The sequence below is a fragment of the Algoriphagus formosus genome (assembly GCF_002807035.1).
GTDB lineage: Bacteria > Bacteroidota > Bacteroidia > Cytophagales > Cyclobacteriaceae > Algoriphagus > Algoriphagus formosus.
In genome coordinates, this window is the sequence record NZ_NIUC01000002.1 from 1,058,213 (window position 1) to 1,083,181 (window position 24,969).

General features: G+C 42.7%; 24 protein-coding genes and 1 riboswitch. Of the genes, 17 read left to right on the forward strand and 7 right to left on the reverse strand.

Translation table 11 applies throughout. The annotated features are described in order from the left end of the window. Window positions 1-19 precede the first annotated feature (19 nt). Together ytxJ and CDH51_RS10770 are read left to right on the forward strand one after the other, a co-directional pair. Window positions 20-355, forward strand: coding sequence for a bacillithiol system redox-active protein YtxJ (gene ytxJ / locus CDH51_RS10765; RefSeq protein ID WP_100628579.1), 336 nt, complete (start codon window positions 20-22; stop codon window positions 353-355). A 119-nt stretch (window positions 356-474) separates the two neighbouring features. Further along, the gene (locus CDH51_RS10770) at window positions 475-3,330 is read left to right on the forward strand and encodes an outer membrane beta-barrel protein (protein ID WP_100628580.1); all 2,856 of its coding nucleotides are present in this window, start codon (window positions 475-477) and stop codon (window positions 3,328-3,330) included. A gap of 65 nt (window positions 3,331-3,395) precedes the next feature. Here the strand turns inward: CDH51_RS10770 and CDH51_RS10775 are convergent, their stop codons facing one another. Both CDH51_RS10775 and gpmI read right to left on the reverse strand, forming a co-directional pair. Then, window positions 3,396-3,965, reverse strand: a complete 570-nt coding sequence (locus CDH51_RS10775) for a hypothetical protein (protein ID WP_157807087.1) — start codon at window positions 3,963-3,965, stop codon at window positions 3,396-3,398. Next, entirely contained in the window at window positions 3,965-5,488 is a 1,524-nt protein-coding gene (gpmI, locus tag CDH51_RS10780) for a 2,3-bisphosphoglycerate-independent phosphoglycerate mutase (RefSeq protein ID WP_100629417.1), read from the reverse strand. Before gpmI ends, CDH51_RS10775 begins: the two co-directional genes overlap by 1 nt. A gap of 133 nt (window positions 5,489-5,621) precedes the next feature. On the opposite strand from gpmI, the gene CDH51_RS10785 reads away from it, so the two are divergent. The 3 genes from CDH51_RS10785 to CDH51_RS10795 all read left to right on the forward strand — a co-directional run bounded on the left by CDH51_RS10785 (window position 5,622) and on the right by CDH51_RS10795 (window position 7,402). Next, window positions 5,622-6,017 (forward strand): DUF4783 domain-containing protein, encoded by a 396-nt coding sequence (locus CDH51_RS10785; RefSeq protein ID WP_100628582.1) that lies wholly within the window; start codon window positions 5,622-5,624, stop codon window positions 6,015-6,017. Between the two features lie 54 nt (window positions 6,018-6,071). Further along, complete coding sequence (gene nadC, locus CDH51_RS10790) at window positions 6,072-6,929, forward strand: carboxylating nicotinate-nucleotide diphosphorylase (protein ID WP_100628583.1); 858 nt, start codon at window positions 6,072-6,074, stop codon at window positions 6,927-6,929. 68 nt (window positions 6,930-6,997) lie between these two features. Continuing rightward, entirely contained in the window at window positions 6,998-7,402 is a 405-nt protein-coding gene (locus tag CDH51_RS10795) for an META domain-containing protein (protein ID WP_100628584.1), read from the forward strand. Here the strand turns inward: CDH51_RS10795 and corA are convergent, their stop codons facing one another. The 3 genes from corA to CDH51_RS10810 are packed head-to-tail and all read right to left on the reverse strand — an operon-like array spanning window position 7,403 to window position 9,705. After that, window positions 7,403-8,512, reverse strand: a complete 1,110-nt coding sequence (gene corA / locus CDH51_RS10800; protein WP_100628585.1) for a magnesium/cobalt transporter CorA — start codon at window positions 8,510-8,512, stop codon at window positions 7,403-7,405. It abuts the gene before it with no gap. Window positions 8,513-8,515: 3 nt separating this feature from the next. After that, window positions 8,516-9,457 carry a tRNA epoxyqueuosine(34) reductase QueG gene (gene queG / locus CDH51_RS10805; protein ID WP_100628586.1) on the reverse strand — a complete coding sequence of 314 codons (942 nt, stop codon included), beginning with the start codon at window positions 9,455-9,457 and terminating at the stop codon, window positions 8,516-8,518. Between the two features lie 20 nt (window positions 9,458-9,477). Continuing rightward, on the reverse strand, window positions 9,478-9,705 hold the full coding sequence (locus CDH51_RS10810) for a hypothetical protein (protein ID WP_100628587.1): 228 nt from the start codon (window positions 9,703-9,705) through the stop codon (window positions 9,478-9,480). A gap of 139 nt (window positions 9,706-9,844) precedes the next feature. Between CDH51_RS10810 and CDH51_RS10815 the strand changes: the two genes are divergently transcribed. From CDH51_RS10815 to CDH51_RS10835, 5 genes are all read left to right on the forward strand, one after another. Continuing rightward, window positions 9,845-10,945, forward strand: a complete 1,101-nt coding sequence (locus CDH51_RS10815) for a vWA domain-containing protein (RefSeq protein ID WP_100628588.1) — start codon at window positions 9,845-9,847, stop codon at window positions 10,943-10,945. Between the two features lie 8 nt (window positions 10,946-10,953). Continuing rightward, window positions 10,954-12,477, forward strand: coding sequence for a P-loop NTPase family protein (locus CDH51_RS10820; protein ID WP_100628589.1), 1,524 nt, complete (start codon window positions 10,954-10,956; stop codon window positions 12,475-12,477). A 96-nt stretch (window positions 12,478-12,573) separates the two neighbouring features. Beyond that, window positions 12,574-12,828: a type II toxin-antitoxin system Phd/YefM family antitoxin gene (locus CDH51_RS10825; RefSeq protein WP_100628590.1), complete on the forward strand. Its 255-nt coding sequence runs from the start codon at window positions 12,574-12,576 to the stop codon at window positions 12,826-12,828. Beyond that, window positions 12,825-13,082: a Txe/YoeB family addiction module toxin gene (locus tag CDH51_RS10830; RefSeq protein ID WP_092789186.1), complete on the forward strand. Its 258-nt coding sequence runs from the start codon at window positions 12,825-12,827 to the stop codon at window positions 13,080-13,082. Before CDH51_RS10825 ends, CDH51_RS10830 begins: the two co-directional genes overlap by 4 nt. A 70-nt stretch (window positions 13,083-13,152) precedes the next feature. Beyond that, window positions 13,153-13,249, forward strand: a riboswitch (TPP riboswitch). 133 nt (window positions 13,250-13,382) lie between these two features. Continuing rightward, the gene (locus CDH51_RS10835; RefSeq protein WP_100629418.1) at window positions 13,383-15,770 is read left to right on the forward strand and encodes a TonB-dependent receptor; all 2,388 of its coding nucleotides are present in this window, start codon (window positions 13,383-13,385) and stop codon (window positions 15,768-15,770) included. 77 nt (window positions 15,771-15,847) lie between these two features. On the opposite strand, the gene hflX is transcribed toward CDH51_RS10835, so the two are convergent. Beyond that, the gene (hflX, locus tag CDH51_RS10840; RefSeq protein WP_100628591.1) at window positions 15,848-17,110 is read right to left on the reverse strand and encodes a GTPase HflX; all 1,263 of its coding nucleotides are present in this window, start codon (window positions 17,108-17,110) and stop codon (window positions 15,848-15,850) included. A 170-nt stretch (window positions 17,111-17,280) separates the two neighbouring features. Here hflX and rfbC point away from each other — a divergent pair, with 170 nt between their 5' ends. The 7 genes from rfbC (at window position 17,281) to CDH51_RS10875 (ending at window position 23,605) form a co-directional block, all read left to right on the forward strand. Then, a complete protein-coding gene (gene rfbC / locus CDH51_RS10845) occupies window positions 17,281-17,835 on the forward strand; it encodes a dTDP-4-dehydrorhamnose 3,5-epimerase (RefSeq protein ID WP_100628592.1) in 555 nt (184 codons plus the stop codon). Between the two features lie 3 nt (window positions 17,836-17,838). Continuing rightward, a complete protein-coding gene (locus tag CDH51_RS10850; RefSeq protein ID WP_024284293.1) occupies window positions 17,839-18,585 on the forward strand; it encodes a tyrosine-protein phosphatase in 747 nt (248 codons plus the stop codon). Window positions 18,586-18,592: 7 nt separating this feature from the next. Beyond that, window positions 18,593-19,546 (forward strand): NAD-dependent epimerase/dehydratase family protein, encoded by a 954-nt coding sequence (locus tag CDH51_RS10855; protein ID WP_100628593.1) that lies wholly within the window; start codon window positions 18,593-18,595, stop codon window positions 19,544-19,546. A 129-nt stretch (window positions 19,547-19,675) separates the two neighbouring features. Beyond that, complete coding sequence (locus CDH51_RS10860; protein ID WP_100628594.1) at window positions 19,676-21,085, forward strand: tetratricopeptide repeat protein; 1,410 nt, start codon at window positions 19,676-19,678, stop codon at window positions 21,083-21,085. Window positions 21,086-21,111: 26 nt separating this feature from the next. Continuing rightward, a complete protein-coding gene (locus tag CDH51_RS10865; protein ID WP_026946269.1) occupies window positions 21,112-21,882 on the forward strand; it encodes a phosphosulfolactate synthase in 771 nt (256 codons plus the stop codon). A 53-nt stretch (window positions 21,883-21,935) separates the two neighbouring features. After that, window positions 21,936-22,868 (forward strand): DUF368 domain-containing protein, encoded by a 933-nt coding sequence (locus CDH51_RS10870; RefSeq protein WP_100628595.1) that lies wholly within the window; start codon window positions 21,936-21,938, stop codon window positions 22,866-22,868. Beyond that, window positions 22,868-23,605, forward strand: a complete 738-nt coding sequence (locus CDH51_RS10875) for a shikimate dehydrogenase family protein (RefSeq protein WP_100628596.1) — start codon at window positions 22,868-22,870, stop codon at window positions 23,603-23,605. Before CDH51_RS10870 ends, CDH51_RS10875 begins: the two co-directional genes overlap by 1 nt. Window positions 23,606-23,770: 165 nt before the next feature. Here CDH51_RS10875 and alr read toward each other — a convergent pair whose 3' ends face one another. Further along, the gene (alr, locus tag CDH51_RS10880; RefSeq protein ID WP_100628597.1) at window positions 23,771-24,943 is read right to left on the reverse strand and encodes an alanine racemase; all 1,173 of its coding nucleotides are present in this window, start codon (window positions 24,941-24,943) and stop codon (window positions 23,771-23,773) included. Window positions 24,944-24,969: the final 26 nt, after the last annotated feature.

Here is a 24,969-nt window from a genome sequence, read left to right on the forward strand (position 1 = left end):
AAAATTAGGAGAATAACGTATGAATTGGCAAAAACTTACCGATCCCGGACAAATTGATGTAATCAAGCAGCAGAGTAAAGACATGCCAGTCTTGATTTTCAAGCATAGTACGCGATGCTCCATCAGCAGTATGTCACTCGACAGACTAGCACGTAATTGGAAGAAAGAGGATGAGCAGCGTCTGATACCCTATTTTTTAGATCTGATTGCTTTCCGATCTCTTTCCGATCAAGTTGCCATGGACTTTGGAGTTCCACATCAATCTCCTCAGGCCATTCTCATTAAAGATGGGAAGGTCGTATTTGAGGATAGCCATTTTGGGATTTCATACAATAGTATCATGGCTAAAATTTAAGGAAAACCATACCCGTATTTTGCCTTTTATCCCCAAGATTTTCCATTCTTATTTTTTATTCAGATTAGTTTAAACCCTAGGCTTTTTCATTGAGTCAAAGTAGTTGAACTTTGCTCATTATGAAAAAAATTATACCTCTCATTTTATTGGTTGTCAGCTTTTTATCTAGCAACTCTATTTTTGCCCAGCGAAGCCAAACTCAGCCTGAGCGAAAACTGACCGGAATCGTCATTGACGGTACGATCAATCAGCCCATGGTTGGGGCTAATGTCCAAATAAAAACACTGGCCGACTCCCTGCTTCGGGGAGCAGTAACAGACGGACAGGGAAAATTTGAAATTGTACGGCCTGATATCCCTCAGGTGAAAATCGAAATCACCTTCATAGGCTATGAAAAGATATCCAAAGTCCACAATCTGCGAGATGCAAGCGATTTAGGAAGGCTTGTATTGATGGAGGACACCAAAGAATTGGGAGAAGTATTGATCGAAGGACAGGTTCCAGTTGGGGAGCAAAGAGGTGATACGACTTCTTTCAATGCGAATGCATTCAAAACCATGGAGAATGCCCAAGCAGAAGATTTGATTCGCAAAATGCCCGGGATCACGATGCAGGGAGGTCAACTCCAAGCGCAGGGAGAAGCAGTCCAAAAGGTGCTTGTCGATGGCCGGGAGTTTTTTGGTTCGGATCCAAGTATTGCCTTACGAAACCTACCGGCAGATGCTATTGAGCGAGTCGAAGTACTTGATCAGCGATCAGACCAGAGCCGTTTGACAGGTTTTGATGATGGCAACTACTCCAAGACTATCAACATCATTTTGAGAGAGGATCGAAAAAATGGTCAGTTTGGCCGTGTCTATGCGGGATATGGAACCGATGACCGCTACTCAGGAGGAGGAAGCTTAAATTTCTTCAATGGTGATCGGCGCTTCTCCATATTAGGTTTGGCCAATAACATAAATCAGCAGAATTTCTCCTCACAGGATCTGGCCGGCTTGAGCGCTAACTCCGGTGGCGGCGGACGTGGTGGACGCGGAGGAGGCCGATGGGGCGGCGGCGGAAATAATAACTTCTTCGTCGGGAATGACATCGGTATCATTGCTACCAATGCATTAGGTTTAAATTACAGCGATAAATGGGGTAAAAAGGTAAACTTCACCGGTTCTTACTTCTTCAACAACACGAACAATACGCTCCGTCAAATCACAAATGAAGAACGGATTATCAACGAAAGCACGAGTCAGTTTTATCAAGAAAGCCTAATCAACAACGTCGAAAACTTCAATCACCGGGCAAATGCCAGAATTGAAGCTGACCTGAATGATAAAAACAGCATCATCATCACGCCAAGCTTTTCGATTCAAAACAACCGTACTTTCAGTGACCGCGATGCCTTGACACTGGGAAATGAGGGAGATTCTCTTTCCGCACTTCGCTCAGTTTCGGAAGCAGAGACTAAAGCTTTCAACATTTCAAATAATATTACCTATCGGTATAAATTTGATAAACCCAGAAGAACACTTTCTACCGATATCTCTACTACCTGGAGCAATCGTGATCAGTTTTCTGACTTGGAGGCTGCAAGCAGAGATTTTAGGCGAAACCAATTAGACACGACCATTCAAGAAACAGACGCTTTGAATGATGGCTTCAACTACCGGGTAAATCTCACTTTTACCGAGCCTTTAGGCAAAAAAGCTATGGGAACCTTTGGCTACCAAGTTTCCAACAACAAAACCCTTGCTGATCAAAAAACACGAGTTTTCAACGAAGAAAACCTCCCCGTTTTGGATACGGCATTGAGTAATGAGTTTGATAATAAATTTATCACGCAACGCCTGAGAAGTGGCTATGCCTACAACAATAACGGCTACAGCATCAACCTAAACTTGGATTATCAGTTCGCCAGGTTGGATAATGAGGCATTTTTCCCTGAGGTAGGAGTTTTTAGAAGAGACTTTAATAATCTACTGCCCAGTGCAAACATAAACTACAGAAATCGGGAATCAGGTTTTAGCTGGAGAATTCGGTATCGAACAGATACCGACGAGCCAAGCGTGAATCAATTGCAAAACGTGATCAACAACCAAAACCCGCTTAACCTCAGTGTGGGAAATCCAAATCTTGGGCAGAGCTATAATCACAATATTTTCGCGAACATAGCGAAGGTGAATCTGGAAAAATCTCAGACATTCTTCACCTTTATCAACTACTCTGCTACCAGCAATTTTATCGGAAATAGCACCTTTGTAGCAGCGCAGGATACGCTGATCAATGGAGAAGTTTTGCTAAGACCAGGTGGTCAGATTTCTCAGCCGGTCAATTTGGATGGCAATTGGAGATTGCGAGCCTTTGCCACTTATGGAATGCCCATTCCTAAACTGAAACTCCAATTCAATACCAATACACGAATCGGTTTCAACCGAACTCCGGGTATGATCAACGGGGAGAAAAACCTGAATGATAATATCGACCTAAGTCAAGGAATCACGATCAGTTCCAATATCAGTAAGAATGTCGACTTCTCGGTCAGCACTACTGGTACCTACACAATTGTAAACTCTAGCTTGCAGGCCAATCTGGATCAGAACTTCTACGTGCAAGAGTCCAATATTCGCTTGTATTACTCTCCAAACAACGGAAAGCTATTTGTAGGAAATACAGTAAATAACATGCTCTACAGTGGACTTTCGGAAGGTTTTGATCAGTCAGTGTGGCTTTGGAATATCGAGGGAGGCTTCCGCTTTGCCAAGAATAATAAAGCAGAATTGAAGGTGGTGATATTTGATCTGTTAAATCAGAACAACAGCATCAGCCGAACCGTGTCAGATGTAGCCATTACAGACGTATTTACCAATGTATTGACCCGATACGGAATGCTGACCTTCACCTATATCATCGGCAACTTCAAGGAGCCTGAGCCGGATGATAGCCCTTGGAGAAGAGCCCGGCCAAGCGGAGGTAGAACTTGGTAAACACATTACAAAAAAATCCCGACTCTCATCAGAAAGTCGGGATTTTTTATGAATTGGTAAATTGATTATGGCTGAACAGCTCCTTTGATTCTCAAATTATTTGCATCCAAAAACATAATCTTTTGTGTCGTTTCGATGGAATAGTGATCGATCTTTTGGGTTCGTTGATTCATATAAATCTCCCCAAGAATGGTGGAAGTGTAGAAAATATTTTCCTTAGAAATCTTAAAAGTCAACCAAATAGGTCGATCATCAATTATTCGAACTTTTATTTCCTTGACAGGGCTTTTTTCTCCAGGCAAAAGCCTATGGACCAATATATCTCCATCTACCTCTGTAGTAAATGCAGAAACCATAGAAGGCTTGTTGATATCAGCCCTGAAAAAAGCATCTAGCTCTTCCTTCCATTCTTCTTGGCTTAGGGTCACTTCCGTGGATTGCTCCTTACCGTTGATTCGAGTGGTCTTCCGGACGGTCTCATTTCCCAATTTGGAAATTTCACCCTCCACAAAACCGGCTACATCATAGTAGGGTAAAACATCCAATTCTCCTGGCTTAGCAATTCCAGGAGCATTTTCACAGGAATTCAAAAGGGTCAGAACAAACCCAAAAACAACAAATAGGCTAATTCTCATTAGTTGATCAGGATATTTCCGGTCATTTCCTCAGGGACTGCCACACCCATCAATTTCAAGATGCTAGGTGCCAAATCCCCCAATTTTCCATCGGCAAGTTCAAATCGATCATGCTTATCGACTACAATGAAAGGCACCAAATTAGTCGTATGGGCTGTATTTGGTGTGCCATCTTCATTGATCATCATATCCGAGTTTCCATGATCTGCAATCACTATGATCGTGTAGTCATTTTCCAAGGCAGTTTCGATCACGCTTTTTGCGCACTCATCTACTGCTTCACAAGCTTTCACAGCAGCATCAAAATCTCCAGTGTGTCCCACCATATCTGCATTGGCAAAATTGAGGCAGATGAAATTGGCTGATTTTCGCTTCAATTCCGGATTGATTTTCGAAGCAATCTCATAGGCACTCATTTCTGGCTTGAGATCATAAGTGGCCACCTTGGGTGAAGGGCAGAGAATTCGGCTTTCACCTTCAAATTCCTTTTCTCTTCCTCCGGAAAAGAAGAATGTGACGTGAGGATATTTCTCAGTCTCTGCGATTCTTATCTGTTTTTTGCCTGCTCGCTCCAGGACTTCTCCTAAAGTGTTGCTAAGATTGTCTTTTTCAAAAAGCACTTTGATACCCTGAAAAGTATCATCGTAATTGGTGAAAGTGATATAATCTAAATCCAACTTTTTCATATTGAAATCCTCAAAGTCTCGCTGCGTGAGTACCTGAGTGATTTCTCTTCCTCGATCAGTACGGAAATTGAAACAAACCACCACATCGCCATCTGCCATGATGCCAAGCGGTTTGTTATCTGCACCAACATGGATGATGGGTCGAATGAATTCATCCGTCACTCCATTATCGTAGGACTTTTGGATGGCTGCTAGAATATTCTTGGACTTCTCTCCCTCACCATTTACCAGAGCATCATAGGCTAGCTTGACACGCTCCCAGCGATTGTCCCGATCCATCGCATAGTATCTCCCTACCACAGATGCGATTTTCCCGGTTGATTTTTGAAGGTGATTTTCCAAGTTCTGAAGGTATTTGACTCCACCTTTTGGATCTGTATCCCGTCCATCGGTAAAAGCGTGAATAAATACATCTTCCAGCTCATGATGCTTAGCTGCATCACAGAGTCCTTTTAAGTGATCAATATGGGCATGGACTCCTCCATCGGATACCAGTCCCATAAAGTGTACCTTTTTCTTATTCTTTTTGGCACTTTCAAATGCTTCCGTCAAAATCGGATGATCTTTCAATTCTCCATTTTTGACTGCCTGGTTGATTTTTACCAAGTCTTGATAGACCACTCGACCGGCACCAATATTCATATGTCCCACCTCGGAATTACCCATTTGTCCTTCGGGCAATCCCACCGCCAATCCAGAAGCATCCAGTTTGGCATGAGGATAATTTTGATATAGACTATCTACAAAAGGAGTTTTCGCTTTGTCTATGGCAGATACAGCCGGATTACTTGCTATACCCCATCCATCCAGAATCATTAAAAGTACATTCTTTTCCATAGGGGCAAATATATTATTTTTCTCACCATTGTGAGGAGCAGTTCCCAATGCGATTCAAATTCATCTTTTCAAAAAGCAGGAAAGCTTCTTCCTAATACTTTTTTGGCTTAGTATTTGTCTAATTGATTCCCAAATGAATGCCCTCCCGTTTATATTAAGTTTATTCTTGATTTTCATGCCCTTCATGGACAAGGAAGATCTCAATGAATCTATCGATCCAGTGATTTTGGCTATTGATTCTGGGAGCAGCAGTGAACTAGCTCGCTATTTCGAAAATAGTATTTCTCTGAATATCAATGGGCAACAAGGGGATTTCTCCAAAAACCAAGCAGAACAGGTCATCAGAGATTTTTTCAAAAAAAACCCTCCCTTGAGGTTTCAGCTAGTTTACAGAAGTGAAACTAATCCCAAATTGAGTTCCTACATCGGTGAATATCAAAGCGGTCAGGCAAGCTATCGGGTCTTTATAAAAATCAACCAACTCGATACAGATTTGAAAATTTACAGCCTTGGCTTTGTAAAAGCTTAAGGTAATTTTTCCAAAAACAGCGACTAAACCTTTCAATATGCCTATTTTTGTGGCATGAAGCCTGCCTATCTTTCTGATTCAGCCCTAGATCAATTTATACAATCTGCCTTTGCCGAGGACATTGGTCCAGGAGACTATTCTTCACTTTCTGCCTTTCCATCGGATAGACAAGGCAGAGCAAGATTGCTCATCAAAGGCGATGGAATCTTAGCTGGAGTTGAGTTGGCTGAGCGAATTTTCAAAGCTTTTGATCCTCGATTGGAGGTAAAAGTCTTCAAAAAAGACGGAGAGACTGTTTCTTTCGGTGAAATTGGCTTAGAAGTCTCAGGGCCGGCGGCTTCCATTCTTTCTTCTGAAAGGCTAGTCCTCAACTGCATGCAACGAATGAGTGGGATTGCCACCAAGACTCACCGTCTTACCCAAAAAATCCTTCATACCAAAGCTAGGCTGATGGATACCCGGAAGACAACTCCCAATTTCCGATTGATGGAAAAGTGGGCTGTTCACATCGGAGGAGGGGTGAATCACCGCTTTGCCCTTTACGATATGGTTATGCTGAAGGATAATCATGTGGACTTCGCCGGAGGAATCCGACAAGCCATCACTAATACCAAAAACTACCTCAAAGCGAATTCGCTCAATCTAAAAATCGAGGTAGAAACCAGAAACCTGCAAGAGGTAGCTGAGGTCCTGGAAGTAGGAGGCGTAGACTATATCATGTTGGATAATATGGACTACGATACCATGCGAGAGGCAGTTGATTTAGTAGATGGAAAAATGAGTATTGAAGCTTCCGGAGGAATTACGGAAGAAACCCTGGCAGCTGTGGCTGAATGCGGAGTTGATTTTATTTCCATGGGTGCTTTGACTCACTCGGTGAACAGCATGGATATCAGCTTAAAAGCTTTTTAAAAAAGGTTAAAAATCACCATCTCAATTTTTTTGGCCTTTAATCTGCTTTAATCATTAAAAAGACAGATATGAAAGGTCTCACTTATACAATTGCATTTATTTGGTTGATCGCTTGCAGCCCCAAATCCTTCCCGGATAGTAATTGGGAAGGAAAAAAGTGGGTACTTATCGAGCTTAACGGAAACCCTGTACAGGTATCAGGAACAGACAAAGATGCCCACATTCAATTTGATGCCGAGTCAAAGCAAATCAGCGGGAATGGTGGATGTAATCGGATTTTTGGGCCTTACGAAATTGAAAAAAATGAGCAGCTGCAATTTGGCAATTTGGGTTCGACCATGATGGCCTGTCCGGATAGCAGATTTGAAAATGCCTTTTTGGAAGCGATTCGGGCGGTTCGTAGTTACGCTTATGAAGAGGGTCAGCTCATTTTGAAAAATGGAGCTGGTACAGAAATAATCCGGCTGCAATAATCAGAGCCATCGCTTGATTCGAAAGGCTATGAGCATTCCAACCGCGGCAATACCCATTCCTCCTAAAACGTAAAAATATCCATTTCGGGAGCTCAGTTCGGGCATGTATTCGAAATTCATTCCATAGACGCCTGCGACAAAACTAAGAGGAATGAAAATCGTCGAAATGATCGTTAAGACCTTCATTACATTATTCATTCGGTTCGAAAGACTATTCATATACAGGTCCAACACACCGGATGACATATCCCGAAATACTTCCATTGTCTCAATGACTTGAATGGTATTTTCATATAAATCCCGGATGAAAGGCCGGACTTCTGGAGAAATTTTATGCTCGGCATATTTGTCAAAAGCACCAATCACCTCCCGAAGTGGATAGACTGTACGCCGCAAATCCATCATTTCCCTTCGCTGAAGATAGAGGGCATTCAGGGTTTCCTTTCCAGGCTCAAGCATGGCTTGAGATTCCAGATTTTCGATTCGCTCACCGATATTTTCCATCACAGAAAAATAATTGTCAATCACTGCATCAAGCAAAGCATAAAGTAAGTAATCTGTACCTCTATGGCGTATAGGCCTTTTTTGGTCTAGAAGCCGGTCTCTGACAAACTGGAACACATCTCCTGCTTTTTCCTGAAAGGTGATCAGAATATTTTTCTCCATCAAAAAACTGACTTGCTCTTCCGAGATGGGAGACTCAGGCGAATTGCACTGAATCATCTTCAGCGTAGCAAAAATGTACTCGTCAAAAACCTCCATTTTGGGACGTTGCTCTACGCTAAGTATGTCCTCCAATGTCAATTTATGGATTCCAAAGAGCTTTCCGATTTGCTCTAGCAAAGCGATATCATGCAAGCCAACCACATCAATCCAGATTACTTTATTTTGCAAATTGAGGTGATCTTGAAGCTGCGAAAATTCGATTCGTTCTTCTAAAAATTCTGACTCATCATAGGTGATCAGATTGATAAAAACCTCTTCCTGTTTTTTTTCTCCTCCATATACCAAGGATGCAGGAGGAAGCCCCACTTTATGAGAGCGCTTTTTTCTCTTTTTGGTTTTAAAAAGATTTTGAAATTGCTTCAAGGTGGACTGAGGACGAGGCATAGGCTATGAGTTCTTTTCACCTAGAAATTCGATATTTCTTTTGAGTCCTACAAATTTGGTACGCTTCACAGCAGACTTTTTAAAAACTTTCCGGAAAGTTTCTTCTGTCAATTCTATCCAGTCCTTTTTTGTGAAATCTTTTAAATCCGGATGAAGATCAAAGGCGGGCTCTTGATGTGGACGCGAAAAGCGATTCCATGGGCATACGTCTTGGCAGATATCACAGCCAAAAGCCCAGTTTTCCATTTTATCTCTAAACTCATTTGGGATGGAATCCTTCAGTTCAATCGTCAGGTAGGAAATACAACGCGAACCATCCACCACTCCGGGCTGTACAATCGCATCAGTAGGACAGGCATCGATGCAGGCTGTGCAAGTGCCGCAATAATCTTTGGCTATTGGATAATCAGGTTCTACTTCAAGATCGATGATCAATTCTGCCAAAAAGAAAAAACTTCCCATCTCCCGATTGAGAAGCAGGCTGTTTTTTCCAATCCAACCCAAACCTGCCTTTTGTGCCCATTGCCGTTCCATGACAGGGGCTGAATCGACAAAAACTCGCCCCTCGATTTCCCCAATTTCCTCGCGAAGGATTTCCAGAAAAGTTTTCAGCTTATCCTTAATCACAAAATGATAGTCTTGGCCATAGGCATATTTTGCGAGCTTGATATCCTCGGCTTTTTCAGGAAGTTTTTTCTCGGGAAAGTAATTGTAAATTAAAGAGACGACAGTTTTTGCCCCTGGAACGAGTTTGCGGGGATCCAATCGTTTGTCGAAGTGATTGGCTAAGTAAGCCATTTGGCCCTGATAGTTTCGATTGAGCCAATCCTCCAATCGAGGCGCTTCTTCTTCTAAAAATTCTGCCTTCGCAATTCCGCAAAAGTCGAAGCCCAATCGCTTCGCGGTCGATTTGATGGTTTGGGCTTTTTTTTCTAATGAGGTCATGCAGACCCCAATTTATGACTTTATTCCTCTCTCCTCAAATCCGGTCTATCCTGATACCATTGCTCTTCAAAAGTCTCTTCGATCTGAACCGGAGCTACCAATACAGACCATACCATCCAGATGACCAAAAATGGTCCTGCCATAAATAGCAACCATACCAATGGTAGGGCGACATTCAATTGAATCAGCGTCACGAAGATGATCAAAGCTCCCGTCACAAAACCTACCGCAAATTCATAATTCTTCATCTTTTTCGTGTTTTTAGTGGATAATGAAAACTCCATTCCCTTTCAGATTGTTATCCAGACGTGTAACTTATGATTTGATTCGCTTGATTTTTAGCAAGCCCTGTCTTGCTTCTTGAGTCTAGTATCTAAAAATCTGACTATGAAAGGCTTTCGCTTTACTCAATATATCCCACCCCAAGATCCAGAGAAAAATACCTTTGAGAATCTGCTTAATATTTTCCTACAACTCGTAACGATGACCGGAGGAGATGTGGCAGAGGCACTCAACTGGCTTTCTAATCTGGACAAACGATACAATCTCACCAATCCCAATTATGGGATAGGGGACTTCATCGAAGACCTCAAAACCAAAGGGTACCTCACCGAAGAAAATCAAAAAGGGGAGTTCAAAATCACTGGAAAAGCCGAGCAAACGATCCGGAAATCAGCTTTAGAGGAAATTTTTGGCAAACTAAAACGAGGAAAATCAGGACAGCATAAAACCACCCACTCTGGTCCCGGCGATGAGCGGGGTACAGACCGTAGGGCTTATGAATTTGGTGATAATCTAGATCAAATCGCACTGACTGATTCGCTTCGGAATGCACAAGCAAATCACGGATTTTCGGGAGATTACTTGCTGACCGAAGATGATTTGGAGGTAGTCGAACAGGAATACCGCTCCCAAACTTCCACAGTGCTCATGATTGATATTTCCCACTCCATGATTCTATATGGGGAGGATCGCATCACCCCTGCAAAGAAAGTGGCAATGGCCTTGGCTGAATTGATCAAAACTCGCTATCCAAAGGATACCTTGGATGTGATTGTCTTTGGAAATGATGCTTGGCAGATCGAAATCAAAGATTTACCCTATCTACAAGTAGGTCCTTATCACACCAACACGGTGGCAGGACTGGAATTGGCGATGGATTTACTTCGAAGAAGAAAAAATCCGAATAAGCAGATTTTCATGATTACCGACGGAAAACCTACCTGCCTCAAAGTCGGAATTAAGTATTACAAAAATGCCTTCGGAATTGACAGCAAAATATTAAATGAGACCCTCAAACTCGCTGCTCAATGTCGAAAGCTGAAGATACCGGTGACGACCTTTATGATCGCCTCGGATCCCTATCTGAAAGAATTTGTGAAAGAATTTACACAAGTCAATAATGGAAACGCCTATTACAGTTCGCTGAAAGGACTGGGCGATTTGATTTTTGAAGACTATAGAAGAAACCGAACCAAACGCTTTTAAACAAACGCATGGACTACCAAAAACTTACCGGAAAAGAACTCACCCAAATCCGAACTTTAGGCCAATTGAAGGCTGCCGGATATCAACCCAAATCTATTAAAGAAGAACTTCGAGACAATCTAATCGCTAAAATCAAGCAAAAGGAAAATGTCTTTGAAGGAATCTGGGGATATGAGGATACAGTTATTCCTGATATCGAACGGGCTATTTTGTCGCGGCACAACATCAACCTTCTTGGTCTTCGTGGTCAGGCAAAAACCCGAATCGCCCGAATGATGACCCTCCTTCTAGACGAATACGTACCGATTGTGTACGGTTCCGAATTAAACGATGATCCTTTGGCACCATTGACTTCATACGCTAGAAATCTGATCGAAGAGCGGGGAGATGATACACCGATCACTTGGTGGCATAGAAATGATCGTTACACAGAAAAATTAGCGACTCCCGATGTGTCTGTAGCCGATTTGATTGGGGATGTGGACCCTATCAAAGCCGCTACGATGAAACTCAGCTACAATGATGAGCGGGTCATTCACTACGGCCTAGTTCCAAGATCACATCGCTCCATCTTCGTGATCAATGAATTGCCGGATTTGCAGGCAAGAATTCAAGTGGCTCTGTTCAATATTTTACAGGAAGGAGATATTCAGATTCGAGGCTTCAAATTGAGATTGCCGCTAGATATTCAGTTTGTATTCACAGCGAATCCTGAAGATTACACCAACCGCGGAAGTATCGTGACTCCTCTTAAAGACCGGATCGAAAGTCAGATCATCACTCACTATCCGAAGTCCATCGAAATAGGTAAAAAGATCACTGCTCAAGAGGCCAACCTGAAAGGTAAGCCTGTGGATAACATTTACATTCCGGAGCTGATGAAAGACTTGATCGAACAGATTGCAGTCGAAGCAAGAGGTTCAGAGTATGTAGATGAAAAATCAGGAGTTTCTGCCCGATTGACGATTTCTGCTTACGAAAACTTGATTTCAGCAGCAGAAAGGAGGCTTTACCTGAATGGGGAAGAAAATACAACCGTACGAATTGCGGACTTGATTGGTGTGATTCCAGCTATTACGGGGAAGGTAGAATTAGTCTACGAGGGAGAACAAGAAGGCGCAGGTTTGGTTGCATACAATTTGATTGGGAAAGCGATACGTTCTCAGTTTATCAACTATTTCCCATCTCCTGAGTCGAAAAAGAAATCAAAAGAAGGAGACCCTTATGTGATTCCTTTGGCTTGGTTTGGAGAGGGAAATGAATTGGACATTCTTGCTTCCCAATCAGATAAAGAATACAAGCAAGCACTCCATGAGGTTCCGGGGCTTGAAGAAGTAGTGACCGGATTAGTCAAGAATTTACCGGAGAAAGAGAAGGAATTCTTCATGGAATTTGCCCTTCACGGTCTTGCCGAATACTCTCAGCTTAGTAAAAATTTACTAGACACCGGCTTACAGTTCAAGGATCTCTTCAGCTCCATGTTTAATATGGGGCCCGGTGATGATGATGATTTTGACGAGGATGATTTATAAGAAAGGGGCGAAAGCCTCTTTTTTTTGGACCTAAAAATTATTAGAAAACATTTCTTTAATATTTTATGTACATATTTGTGTACAAATTTAATCGCCATGCTCACTACTACATTATCAGATTTTAGAAAAGACATCAAGCGTTATTTTGATCAGATTTCCCAAAACTTTGAGACACTAATTATAAACAGAGGCAAGGATAGCGGAATTGTGATCATGTCATTAGCCGAATACAATTCCCTGAAAGCCACGCATCATGAACTTTCCTCTAAAGCAAATGAAGAGCGTCTCGATTCTGCTATTCAAAAGTTAAAATCCGGAAAATCATTCGAGAAACAACTGCTTGAAGAATGAAATTCGTATTCGTTGAAGAATCTTGGGAGGACTATCTCTATTGGCAAAAAACCGACAAAAAGAAGTTGAAAAGAATCAACGAGCTCTTAAAAGATATTTCTAGGCACCCTTTTGAAGGAATTGGAAAACCAGAACCATTAAAATTCAAATACTCAGGATTTTGGTCAAGAAGAATAGACCAAGAACATCGATTAATCTATCAGGTAAAAGATGATGAAATTCTAATTGCCAAGTGTAGATTTCATTACGATTGATTCTAAAAAAAGGCTAGTAAAGACTTAAATCACTTTTTTTGCTTTCAAACTTTTACTCCATACCTTTGCATCAGATCATAAGGGGTGCCCTAAAATTACGGGCTGAGATCATACCCATATTACCTGATCCGGGTAGTGCCGGCGAAGGGAAATGAGCAAGCAAAGTATACACACTGAAGACAGAACTGGTACCAACTGGCTTTTTTGTCGTCCACTTTTGCAAAACGGGTAAACAAATACGGATGACTTCCCCTAAGTCCTCCCATGTTTCACTCAATCACCCGAAAGGGAAAAAGTATCATGAAAAATTTATGGCTAAGTCTGGTATTTTACCTGACTATATCCGCCGCATTTGCACAGCAGCAAATCAAGGGAAAAGTAGTAGATCAATCCTCCAACGCGCCACTAATTGGAGCAGCCATTTGGGCTGAAGGAACGGGTAGAGGAGCAGTGACAGACTCCGATGGGAATTTTATACTAAGCAAACTCCCTGATGGAAAAGTAACCATCCGCGTATCCTACCTAGGCTATGCATCCCTCACAGAGGAAATTACTTTGCCTTATTCCGAGACGCTTGTTTTTAAGCTTGAAAGCAAAGATTTCCTTTCAGAGGAATTCATTGTATCAGCCACTCGAGCATCAGAAACGACTCCAACGACCTTCAAAACAATCGACAAGGCCGAATTGGCCAAGCGAAACCTAGGTCAGGATATCCCGATTCTACTGAATTTCACTCCTTCTGTGGTCTCTCACTCGGATGCTGGGGCCGGAGTAGGTTATACCGGGATTCGTATTCGGGGTTCGGATCAAACACGAATTAATGCTACCATTAATGGAATTCCCCTGAATGACGCAGAATCACACGGTGTCTTCTGGGTCAATATGCCAGATTTTGCTTCTTCCGTAGAAAATGTGCAGATACAGCGTGGTGTAGGAACCTCCACCAACGGTGCAGCAACCTTTGGTGCCAGCCTCAACTTCCAGACAGATACAAGAAAGGATGATGCCTATGCCGAAATCGACAATGGATTTGGCTCATTTAATACTTGGAGACATACTGTCAAAGCAGGGACAGGACTACTCAACAATCGATTCGCAGTAGATGCAAGACTCTCTCAAATTACCTCCGATGGTTTTGTGGACAGGGCATTTTCTGACCTTAGAAGCTGGTTTGTATCAGGCGGCTACTATGGTGAGAAAAGTGTGATCAAGCTTATTGCTTTCTCTGGAAAAGAACAAACTTATCAATCTTGGTGGGGGCTTCCAGAAGACAAATTGGAGAATGATCGGACGTGGAACTACTACACCTACGACAATGAAACGGACAATTATCAGCAGGATCATTACCAATTAATCTACACCGGACAAGTCGGAAGCAACTGGAAAACAAATTTCGCGCTTCACTACACCTATGGAAGAGGGTACTACGAGCAATTCAGAGAGGATGATGATTTTGCCAGCTACAATCTACCCAACGTAGAGATCGGTGAAGAAATAATCAGCAGCACCGATTTCATCAGAAGAAGATGGCTGGACAATGATTTCTATGGATTTATCGGTTCTGCTAATTATATATCTGACAATGGGAAACTCGACTTTATCATAGGAGGTGGAGCCAATCGCTACGATGGAGGACATTTTGGTGAGATTATTTGGGCAAGAATTGCAGGGAATACCAATATCAGAGATCGATACTACGACAATAATGCAATCAAAGACGATCGGAATATCTATGCTAAAGCCACCTACGAAATCAAGCCGGGATTGAATATTTTCGGAGACCTTCAAGTACGGGGAATTGACTATTCTTTCCAAGGGATCAATGATGATTTACGAATAGTAGATGGTCAGGAGTCTTACACCTTTTTCAATCCTAAATTTGGCTTTTCTTATGAAAAAGGAGAACGAACCTACTATGCAAGTTTTGCAGTGGCAAATCGTGAACCGACCCGGTCTGACTTTACCGACAACCCCATCACAGAAGTGCCTCGACCTGAGCGTCTAAACAACATCGAGGCTGGTGTCAGATCCCGAAGTGGAAATTTCACCTACAATGCCAACTTCTACTACATGGGTTATCAGGATCAACTCATCCTGACTGGACAGATCAATGATGTCGGTGCATACATTCGCGAAAATGTAGCGTCTTCCTATCGTGCTGGAATTGAGTTAGATGGTGCCTATCAGCTTTCGAAGCAGTGGACTTTGGGAGGAAATATTGCCTTTAGTCAAAATAAAATCGCTGAGTTCACAGAATACATCGATGACTATTCCGTAGAGGAGTTTCAGCAAGAGACTTTTACCTACACGGACACCGATATTGCTTTCTCGCCGAATGTGGTCGGGTCGGCTATCATTGAATTTCAGCCAACCAAAAACCTATCAGTCAATTGGTTTAGCAAATATGTTGGCCGACAATTCCTCGACAACACCTCGAATGTGGACCGCTCACTGGACGCCTTCTTTACCAACGACCTTCGAATTAGCTATTCGACTCAACCGCGATATTTCAAAGGGTTGGAGATCAACTTACTCATCAATAATATCTTCAATGAACTCTACGAGCCAAACGGCTACACCTTTAGCTATTTTGTACCAGGAGGAAATGGACGTGAATTGATCACAGAGAACTTCTACTATCCTCAAGCAGGAACCAATTTCTTGCTTGGGTTGAAATTGAAATTCTAAACCTTGTAAAATCAAAGGGTCCTGCAAAATAAAATGCAGGACCCTTTTTCAATAGTTATTGATTCTTCAATAAGATTTTATGCATTCTCTTTTCCTTCGAAAGAAATTACTTCATCACTCAGATAGTGTGGATAAATCTTTAAATGTTGCTTTTTGACTTCTTCTGTCAGGCGTTCTCGGAATAAATCCACGTTTTGTCCAGAACCAGCAGCCATAAATACCGGCTCGATACCGGTTTTCTTCTTATACGCCTCAGCCAAAGCCCCAAAATCCTTAAAGTCTGCATCCTGAAGATCCATCTCGGACATTTCCATGATTTTCTCTTCAGAAGGCATGGTTTCAACAAGATCTATTTTATTGAAAACCAATAGAATGAGTTTATCACCGGCATTTATTTCCCGAAGTGTTTGATTCACCACTGCAATATGATCTTCGTAGTTGGGATGAGAAATATCCACCACATGTACCAAAAGATCAGCCTCACGAATCTCATCCAAGGTAGACTTAAATGACTCGATCAAGTGGGTCGGCAGCTTTCGAATAAAACCAACTGTATCTGAGAGAAGAAATGGAATTTGCTCTAACACTACCTTCCGAACAGTAGAATCTACCGTAGCAAAAAGCTTGTTCTCAGCCAAAATATCCGTTTTGGTGATCAGGTTCATCAGCGTACTTTTCCCCACATTGGTATAACCAACCAAGGCCACCCTGACAATCCCTTTTCTTCCTTTTCGCTGAGTCTCACCCTGCTTTTCTATTTGTCTTAGCTTTTGCTTCAGCAACGTGATCTTATTTCGAATATCCCGCTTATCCGTCTCGATCTCCTTTTCACCGGCACCACCACGGGTCGATGTACCTCCTCGCTGACGCTCCAAGTGTGTCCACATTCGGGTCAGACGAGGAAGCAGATATTGATAGCGAGCTAGCTCAACCTGGGTTTTGGCTTGGGCGGTTTGGGCGCGCTGAAGAAAAATATCCAAAATCAATAAAGAGCGGTCATAGACTTTCACCTTGAGTTCGTTTTCAAGGTTTTTCATCTGTGAAGGACTCAAGTCATCATCAAAAATGACCATATCCACTTCAAAATGCGTGATGTAGGCTAAAATTTCTTCCAGCTTTCCCTTGCCTATAAATGTGCGTATATCGGGTTTTTCCATCCGTTGGGTAAAGCGATAAACCGCTTTTACGCCTAAAGTCTCTGCCAAAAACGACAGCTCTTCCAGATGTTCTTCTACTTCAAAGTCCGACTGCTGCTGACGAATCAGCGAAACCAACACAGCAGTTTCCTGCCTAGGCGCGGTATCAAACAGTTTTTGAAGTTTTCTTGAATATTTACTCATAGTATCTTTTCTTCTTGAATAATGTAGACTTTGCGTCAATAGTTCAGCTTTTCCAAAGTCTTAATCGACAGCAAGTCAAGTTTTAACAACAAATGTCGGGATAATTCCACGATATTGATTAGGATACTCGTCTACGGAATACTTATTTTAAAGCGTCAAACTCTACCCCCATGCTAAATATTATTACCACCAAACTCGACGGCTTGGTCGAGATAAGACCAAAAATCTTTGAGGACCCAAGAGGATACTTCTTTGAATCTTTCCGAAAAGACTGGTTTGATGAAGTGGGAATATCCGTCGATTGGAAACAAGATAATCAATCCTTTTCTCAAAAGGGAACCGTTCGAGGACTTCACTTTCAGAGAGCCCCATACGCACAAGCAAAATTGGTACGAGTTGTACAAGGAAAAGTGTTGGATGTCGCCGTAGATTTAAGAAAGGGCTCTCCAACTTTTGGACAGTCACACACGGTACTGCTGGATGCACAGCTTCACAACTTACTTTACGTTCCCGTTGGCTTTGCTCATGGGTTTTCTGTTTTGGAGGACGCGATTTTTCTGTACAAATGTTCTGAATATTATCACTTTCCAAGTGAAGGAGGAATTCGATGGAATGACCCGGCTTTGGGAATCGATTGGAAAGTGAGTGACCCAATTATTTCCGAAAAAGATCAAAAATGGCCAAGTTTGCAGGAATTCAAAGAACAATCTGGAGGAGGATTATAAGAAGTGGGAATACTTGATTTTCTAAAGCGTAAACCGGTAGAGGTAGAGGAACTTGATTTGAGTTGGTTGAGAGCAGATATGCACTCCCATTTGATCCCGGGCATCGATGATGGCTCAAAGACCATGGAGGAATCCCTGACTCTTATCCGTGAGTTGTCAGATCTAGGACTCAGCAAGCTGATCACGACTCCTCACGTAATGTCCGAATATTATCGAAACACCCCAGAAACTATTCAGATGGGTTTGGAAGATCTGCGAAGAGCCGTGAAAAAAGAGGGTTTGGATATTGAGATCGAAGCTGCCGCGGAGTATTACATGGACGAGATCTTTTTGGAGAAAGTAAAATCCGGAGAAAAATTACTCTCTTTTGGAGACAACTATGTCCTTGTCGAGACAGGCTTTATCAATAAGCCCCAAATGCTTCTCGAATCCTTTTTTCAAATGGAAATGGCCGGTTATAAGCCTGTATTTGCGCACCCTGAGAGATATCAATACCTGATCGCTGATAAAAAACTCCAAGAGGAAATCTTAGAACGCAATATTCTTCTTCAAGTAAACATGCTTTCTTTGACGGGTTTTTATTCTAAGCATGTCAAAGACTTTGCAGAAAGCCTCATCGATACCGGGAATGTTCGGTTTTTAGGCTCAGACTGTCACAATCAGCGATACGTGGATATGCTCAAAACCCTTTCGGCAACCCGGTACTATTCCAAGATCAAAGAATCTTCCTGGCTCAACACCCAACTCTAACTCTTCGATGAATATCCTCATTACAGGAATCACGGGGCTTTTCGGTAGTTTTTTAGCAGCTGAGTTTTCTTCTCTTGGAAAAATTCACGGCATCAAAAGACCCAATTCTTCGACCAGACTGGTGGATGAACTCGATCTATCCATTCAATGGAAAGAAGCGGACTTAAATGATCTTCAGTCTCTAGAGGAAGCATTGGAAGGGATGGACCTAGTCATCCATGCTGCCGGATTGGTGTCTTTTAATCCAAAAGACTCTGATGCTCTGTATCAGACGAATGTCAAAGGAACCCGGAACCTGGTGAATGCCATGATCCAAGTTGGGATTCCTAAGCTGATCCATGTATCCTCCGTGGCAGCAATCGGAAGAAGTCCAGAGATCCCTCGCGTAGATGAAAAATTCAAATGGACCGATTCTCCTCTGAATACCGAATATGCCTGCTCAAAGTATGAGGCAGAACTGGAAGTTTGGCGGGGAGAGCAGGAAGGACTTCAGGTATTAATTGTAAATCCCTCAATCATCCTAGGCAAGACCTCCCATCAGCGAAGTAGCACTGCGATCTATGACTATGTTTTGGAGCAGAAAAGCTACTATCCCAAGGGAAGCGTCAACTATATCGATGTGCGGGATGCGGCTAAGCTCTCCCGGATTCTTTATGAAAAACAGAAATGGGGTCAGCGCTATATTCTCAGTGCAGGATCTATTTCCTACCAATCCTTTTTTGAAGAAATGGCCCATGCCTTTGGGAAAAAAGCTCCCAGCAAAGCCCTGCCAGATAATTTGCTCAGACTGGCCGTTTGGTATGCAGGCTTCAGTCGATTTTTGGGAATTTCCAAGATTCCACTCAATAAAAAAACAGCAATGCTCTCCCGATTAGAAATCCACTATGACAATAAGAAAGTCAAAGCTGAAACGGGCTATTCTTTCAAAAGCCTTGCTGAATCATTTCAATGGGCCAAGTAAACTTATTCTTGATTCTGTTCGTTGCAAAGTCTGCCAGAATCGGATCAGTTTTTTTTCACAAAAATTACCAATCCGAGGTATTGCTGCATCAATTTATTTGGTAACTTATAAAAACCTTAACCTACTCGAATGACAGGAGATCACGATCACGATTGGGAAAGCGACAAAAAGCTTGTTGAGCGATTTGAAAATTCCCTAAAAGCCAATTTGGATCTGTTTTTTGACGAGGAAGAACTCGAAGACATTATCCGATTTTATTTTGATCAGCAGCGATTTATGAAAGCCATGAAAGCAGCCGATCATGCTCTGGAAAAGTTTCCTTTTTCGATAGAAATCAAGCTGCTCAAAGCTCAAAGCCTGATCTTTATGGATGAGGTTGATGAAGGGCTTTCCCTGCTGGAAAATATCAATAATATCTCTCCGAATAACGAGGAAATCATCCTCGCTTTGGCAAATGCCCATATCATTTCTGGAAATCCCCAAGAAGGAATTGAGCTACTGGAGCGGTTTTTACCACTTGCAGAGGATAAAGCGGAGGTTTTTTATTCTTTGGGAAACCTTTTTCGTGCCAAAGGAGACAATAAGCAAGCAAGCCATTATTTCAAAGAGGCGGTGAAGTTGCGAATCAACCACGAGGATGCACTTTTCCAGCTTGCCATGATTACCGAAGAGGAAGGCTCATTTGATGAAATCCTTCATTTTTATCAGGAATTTATCGATCAAGATCCCTATTCTGCTGGAGCTTGGTACAATCTCGGGGTAGTTTATAATCGTCTGGGAAGATTCGAGGAAGCCATCAAGGCTTACGACTATGCCTTGCTAATCGATGAGTCATTTGCTTCTGCGTATTTCAATTTGGGAAATGCCCTGATGAATACCGAGCAATTCGAGCAGGCACGCGAAGCTTATCAAAATACGATCAATTGTGAAGGAGCCAACGCCGAAAACTGCTGCTATCTAGGCGCCGCCTATGAAAAGCTGGGTCAAATCGACGAGGCTTTCAAGTATTTCAAAAAATCGGCTAAGCTAGACGAGGAATATGACGATGCTTGGTTTGGGCTAGGGATGTGCATGCTGAAAAAAGAGAAGTTTTTCGAGGCCATTCATTATTTCAAAAAAGCCCTCAACCTGAGCAAAGAAAATCCGAATTATTGGGTTGGGCTGGCAGATGCGGAATTTAATTTGGGGAATCTTCAGGCAAGCTCCGAGGCCTATGAAGAGGCGATCAATCTTGAGCCGGGTATCATGGAGACCTACGTGAACCTCTCTGTAATTTATTTTGACCAAAACCGCTTCGAAGAAGCCATCGACGTCATCAATGAAGGAATTGAGGAACTTCCGGAGGCTGCAGAGCTCTATTATCGAATGGTCGTCTACCAAATAAAAATGGGTAAATACAAGGAAGCGTTTTCATATTTGGAAAATGCCTTAACTTTGGACTTCGATAGGCATACGATATTGTATGATTTGATGCCCGAACTCCAGAAGCAGAAGGCGATCTACAAGCTCATTGCCCAGTACAAAGAAGAAAACCCCTAGCTTGTTATTTTAAAAATTTCACCTCCATGAATTATGTGCTGAAGAATATCCCGGTACGAACTGAAAAGCCACGTACCTCGGGATTCACCATGGCTATGGACAAAGGCCTTAGCATCAGAGAAGTAGAAGACTTTATGAGTATCTGCTCTGACTATGTTGACATTGTCAAACTCGGATGGGCCACCTCCTATGTAACCAAAAATCTCAAAGAGAAGATTGAAATCTACCGAGAAGCTGGTGTTCCAGTTTATCTGGGTGGTACTTTGTTTGAAGCTTTCATCGTCCGTGGTCAGTTTGATGACTACCGAAAAGTCCTAGACAAGTATAATTTAGAATATTGCGAGGTCTCTGACGGTTCGATTTCCCTCAATCACGATAAAAAGTGTGAATTTATTTCCACCCTTTCAAAGCAGGTTACCGTTCTTTCCGAGGTGGGCTCTAAGGATGCCGCCAAAATCATTCCTCCCTACAAATGGATCGAGCAAATGCAGACAGAGCTTGACGCAGGTGCTTGGAAAGTGATCGGTGAGGCTAGAGAAGGTGGAAATGTCGGGCTTTTCCGTGATTCTGGAGAGGTAAGACAGGGTCTTGTCGAAGAAATTCTCACCAAAATTCCAGAGGAAAAAATCATCTGGGAAGCTCCTATCAAGTCTCAGCAAGTTTGGTTTATCAAACTCCTTGGAGCCAATGTAAACCTTGGAAATATCAGCCCTTCAGAAGTGATTCCCTTGGAAACAATCCGCTTGGGATTGAGAGGCGATACATTCGACCATTTCCTAGGCGATATCAAGCTGTAAAATCTTTATTATTTCCGGGCTGATCGAATCCATCGGTCAGCCTTTATTTTTCTATGAGATCGATCAAAAAGTACCTCATTAACTACCTGAAAGGAATGGCCATGGGTGCCGCAGATATCGTTCCCGGTGTCTCCGGCGGATCCATTGCGCTGATTACAGGTATCTACCAGCAACTGCTCGACAGCATCAATTCCTTCAACAAAGAAAATCTCTCCCTTCTGCTGAAGTTTGAGCTCAAAGACTTTTTCAAGTCGGTAAACGGGAAGTTTTTACTGAGCCTAGTATTGGGGATTTTGACAAGTGCTTTTACACTCTCGAGGCTGATTACCTACTTGATGGATGAGCACCCCATCCCGCTGTGGTCTTTTTTCTGTGGCTTGATCTTAGTCAGCGCCTTTTGGATTCTAAAGGAAATCAAACGCTGGCATCTTGGAGTGGTCCTTGCTGTAATTTTGGGAACAGCTCTAGCTTGGTGGGTGACCGAACTTCCGCCTACGAGCTCCCCTGACGCAACCTGGTTTACCTTTGTTGCCGGGGCGATCGCCATCTGTGCCATGATCTTACCGGGAATCAGCGGAAGTTTCATTTTGCTTATTTTAGGTAAATATGAAAACATTATGACTGCTATTTCCGAGAGAGATCTTTTTACCTTGGGGGTATTTGCAGCTGGCTGCGTAGTTGGAATTTTGTCCTTCAGCCGAGTGATTTCATGGCTGTTGAAAAAATTCTATTCTACCACGATCGGCTTACTTTCCGGATTTATGCTTGGCTCAATCAACAAACTCTGGCCCTGGAAAGTAGTCACCCAATACAGGACTTCATCTTCAGGTGAGCAAAAGCCCTTTTTGACTGAAAACCTCTGGCCTTCTGAATATCTCGAGCAAGTAGGCCTTGAGCCAAATTTGGGATTGGCAATTGCTGGGTTTGTCGGAGGAATTATCCTGGTTTTGGGAATTGATCTAGTTGCTGACTATCTGAAAAAATAATGCGAAAATTTGGCTTAATTGGTTTTCCACTGGGACACTCCTTCTCAAAGAAATATTTTACAGAAAAATTTCAAAAAGAAGGGCTGGACGATTGTCAATTTGAGCTTTTTGAAATCGAAACAGCTGATCAACTCAAGAAAATTATTTCCGAAAACCCTTCTCTAGAAGGTATCTCAGTGACCATTCCCCACAAGCAAGCGGTCATTCCACTTTTGAATGATTTGGATCCGGCATGCGACGCCATCGGTGCAGTGAATTGCATCCAAATCAAAGAGGGAAAACTCACTGGATACAATACCGATTACATCGGGTTCAAGGATTCACTCGAAGCTTGGCTTGAAGGTAAAAACGTCTCTGCCCTCGTTTTGGGGACTGGCGGTGCGTCCAAAGCTGTCTGCAAAGCACTGGAGGATCTTGGGATCGAATACTTGTCTGTATCACGCAAAACCACTGATTCGAGTATCAGCTACGAGGAATTGGCTGGAAAGCCCAAGCTTTTTGAAAAGTACCGGTTGATCATCAACTGCACGCCATTAGGTACTTTTCCAAACACAGATGCAATGCCATCTATCCCAAAAGAGGCTTTTTCCGAAAATACCCTCGTCTACGACCTGGTCTATAATCCGGCAGTTACGAAGCTCATGCAAACTTGTCTGGACAAGGGTGGAAAAGCCAAAAACGGACTGAAGATGCTGGAAGGTCAGGCTGAAGCCGCTTGGAAAATCTGGAATTCCTAATTTGAATTTTTGTATATCCGCATTCTTACCAATAACGAAATTGTACGGGGAAAATTCTGCGAAAATGGTCGATTTTTGAAGCTCCCGTCATCGGACATCGGACATCCGGCTAGATCAGCAAAGAAAATTAGGTTACTGGCATCATTGCGGATAATCATATTTGAATTAATCAATAATTCTGCGTGGAATATCCCGAGGCAATCGGGTGAGCAATTCGTAGTTTACCTGCTGCGTAGACTCCGAAAAGGAAGCTACGGTAATCTCTTTCCCTTTTTGCTTTCCAATCATCACTACCTCATCTGCAATCTGCACATCCTTGAGGTGGGAGACATCAACAGCTATGGCATTCATGGTGACAGTCCCCACTACCTGACAGTGCTTTCCTCCAATCAAAACCAGGCCCGAGTTGGAGAGCAAGCGGCTGTAGCCATGTCCATATCCTACAGGCACGATGGCTAAAAGCATATTTTTCAAGGCCATAAAGCTATTTCCATAGCCAACAAATTCCCCCATTTCAACCTTTTTGACGCTCATCACCTGACTTTTCCAGGTGATCAGTCGCTTTAAAGGGTTCTTATTGGCTTTTGGAAGATCCTTGAGCTTCGCAAAGAAGGTTTCCTTTGTGGGCCAAAAGCCATAGCCCGCTATTCCGATACGCACCATATCCATGATCGTTTCTGGAAAAATCAAAGTTGCTGCTGAGCAAGCAGTGTGGTAGCGGTTGAAAAAGAGATTATTTTCCGAGAGAAAATTCTTGAAATCATAGTAGACAGCAATTTGGTTTTTGACTCGTACATAATTGCTGACACTTTCAGCTCCGGCATAATGTGTACACAAGCCCTCCAAAATGACATGATCCTTTGCCTCTTGAAGAAGCGAAGCGAGCTGAGCTCGATCTTCCCAATCAAAACCCGTACGGTGAAAGCCTGTCTCTAATTCCACGTGGATTTTAGCCGCAATTCCCAAGTCACGGGATACATCGATGGCCTTCTGAAGCCGATCAAAATCAAAAACATAAAACCCTATCCCAGCTTGAATCAGGTCTGGAAGCTCTGAATCATAAAGCATCCCCAAAATCATGATCTCGGACTTTCGCGTGGAATGCCTACGAACGAGCCAAGCCTCATCTGAGCTAAAAGTGCTGAAGTGTCGAATTCCCGCCCGCTCAGCTATCTCGACCATTTGGGCAATACCATGACCATAGGCATTTCCCTTGACCACAGCGGAGATGGTGGGTTTGGGTCCAATTTCAGAGCGGATGTATCGGATATTTTGACGATATGCCTTTGCGCTAATTTCTAAGCGAGAGGTCGGTATGCCATCGGGTAATTCTTGCATGGCTAAAAATTAAGCCTCATTACCTC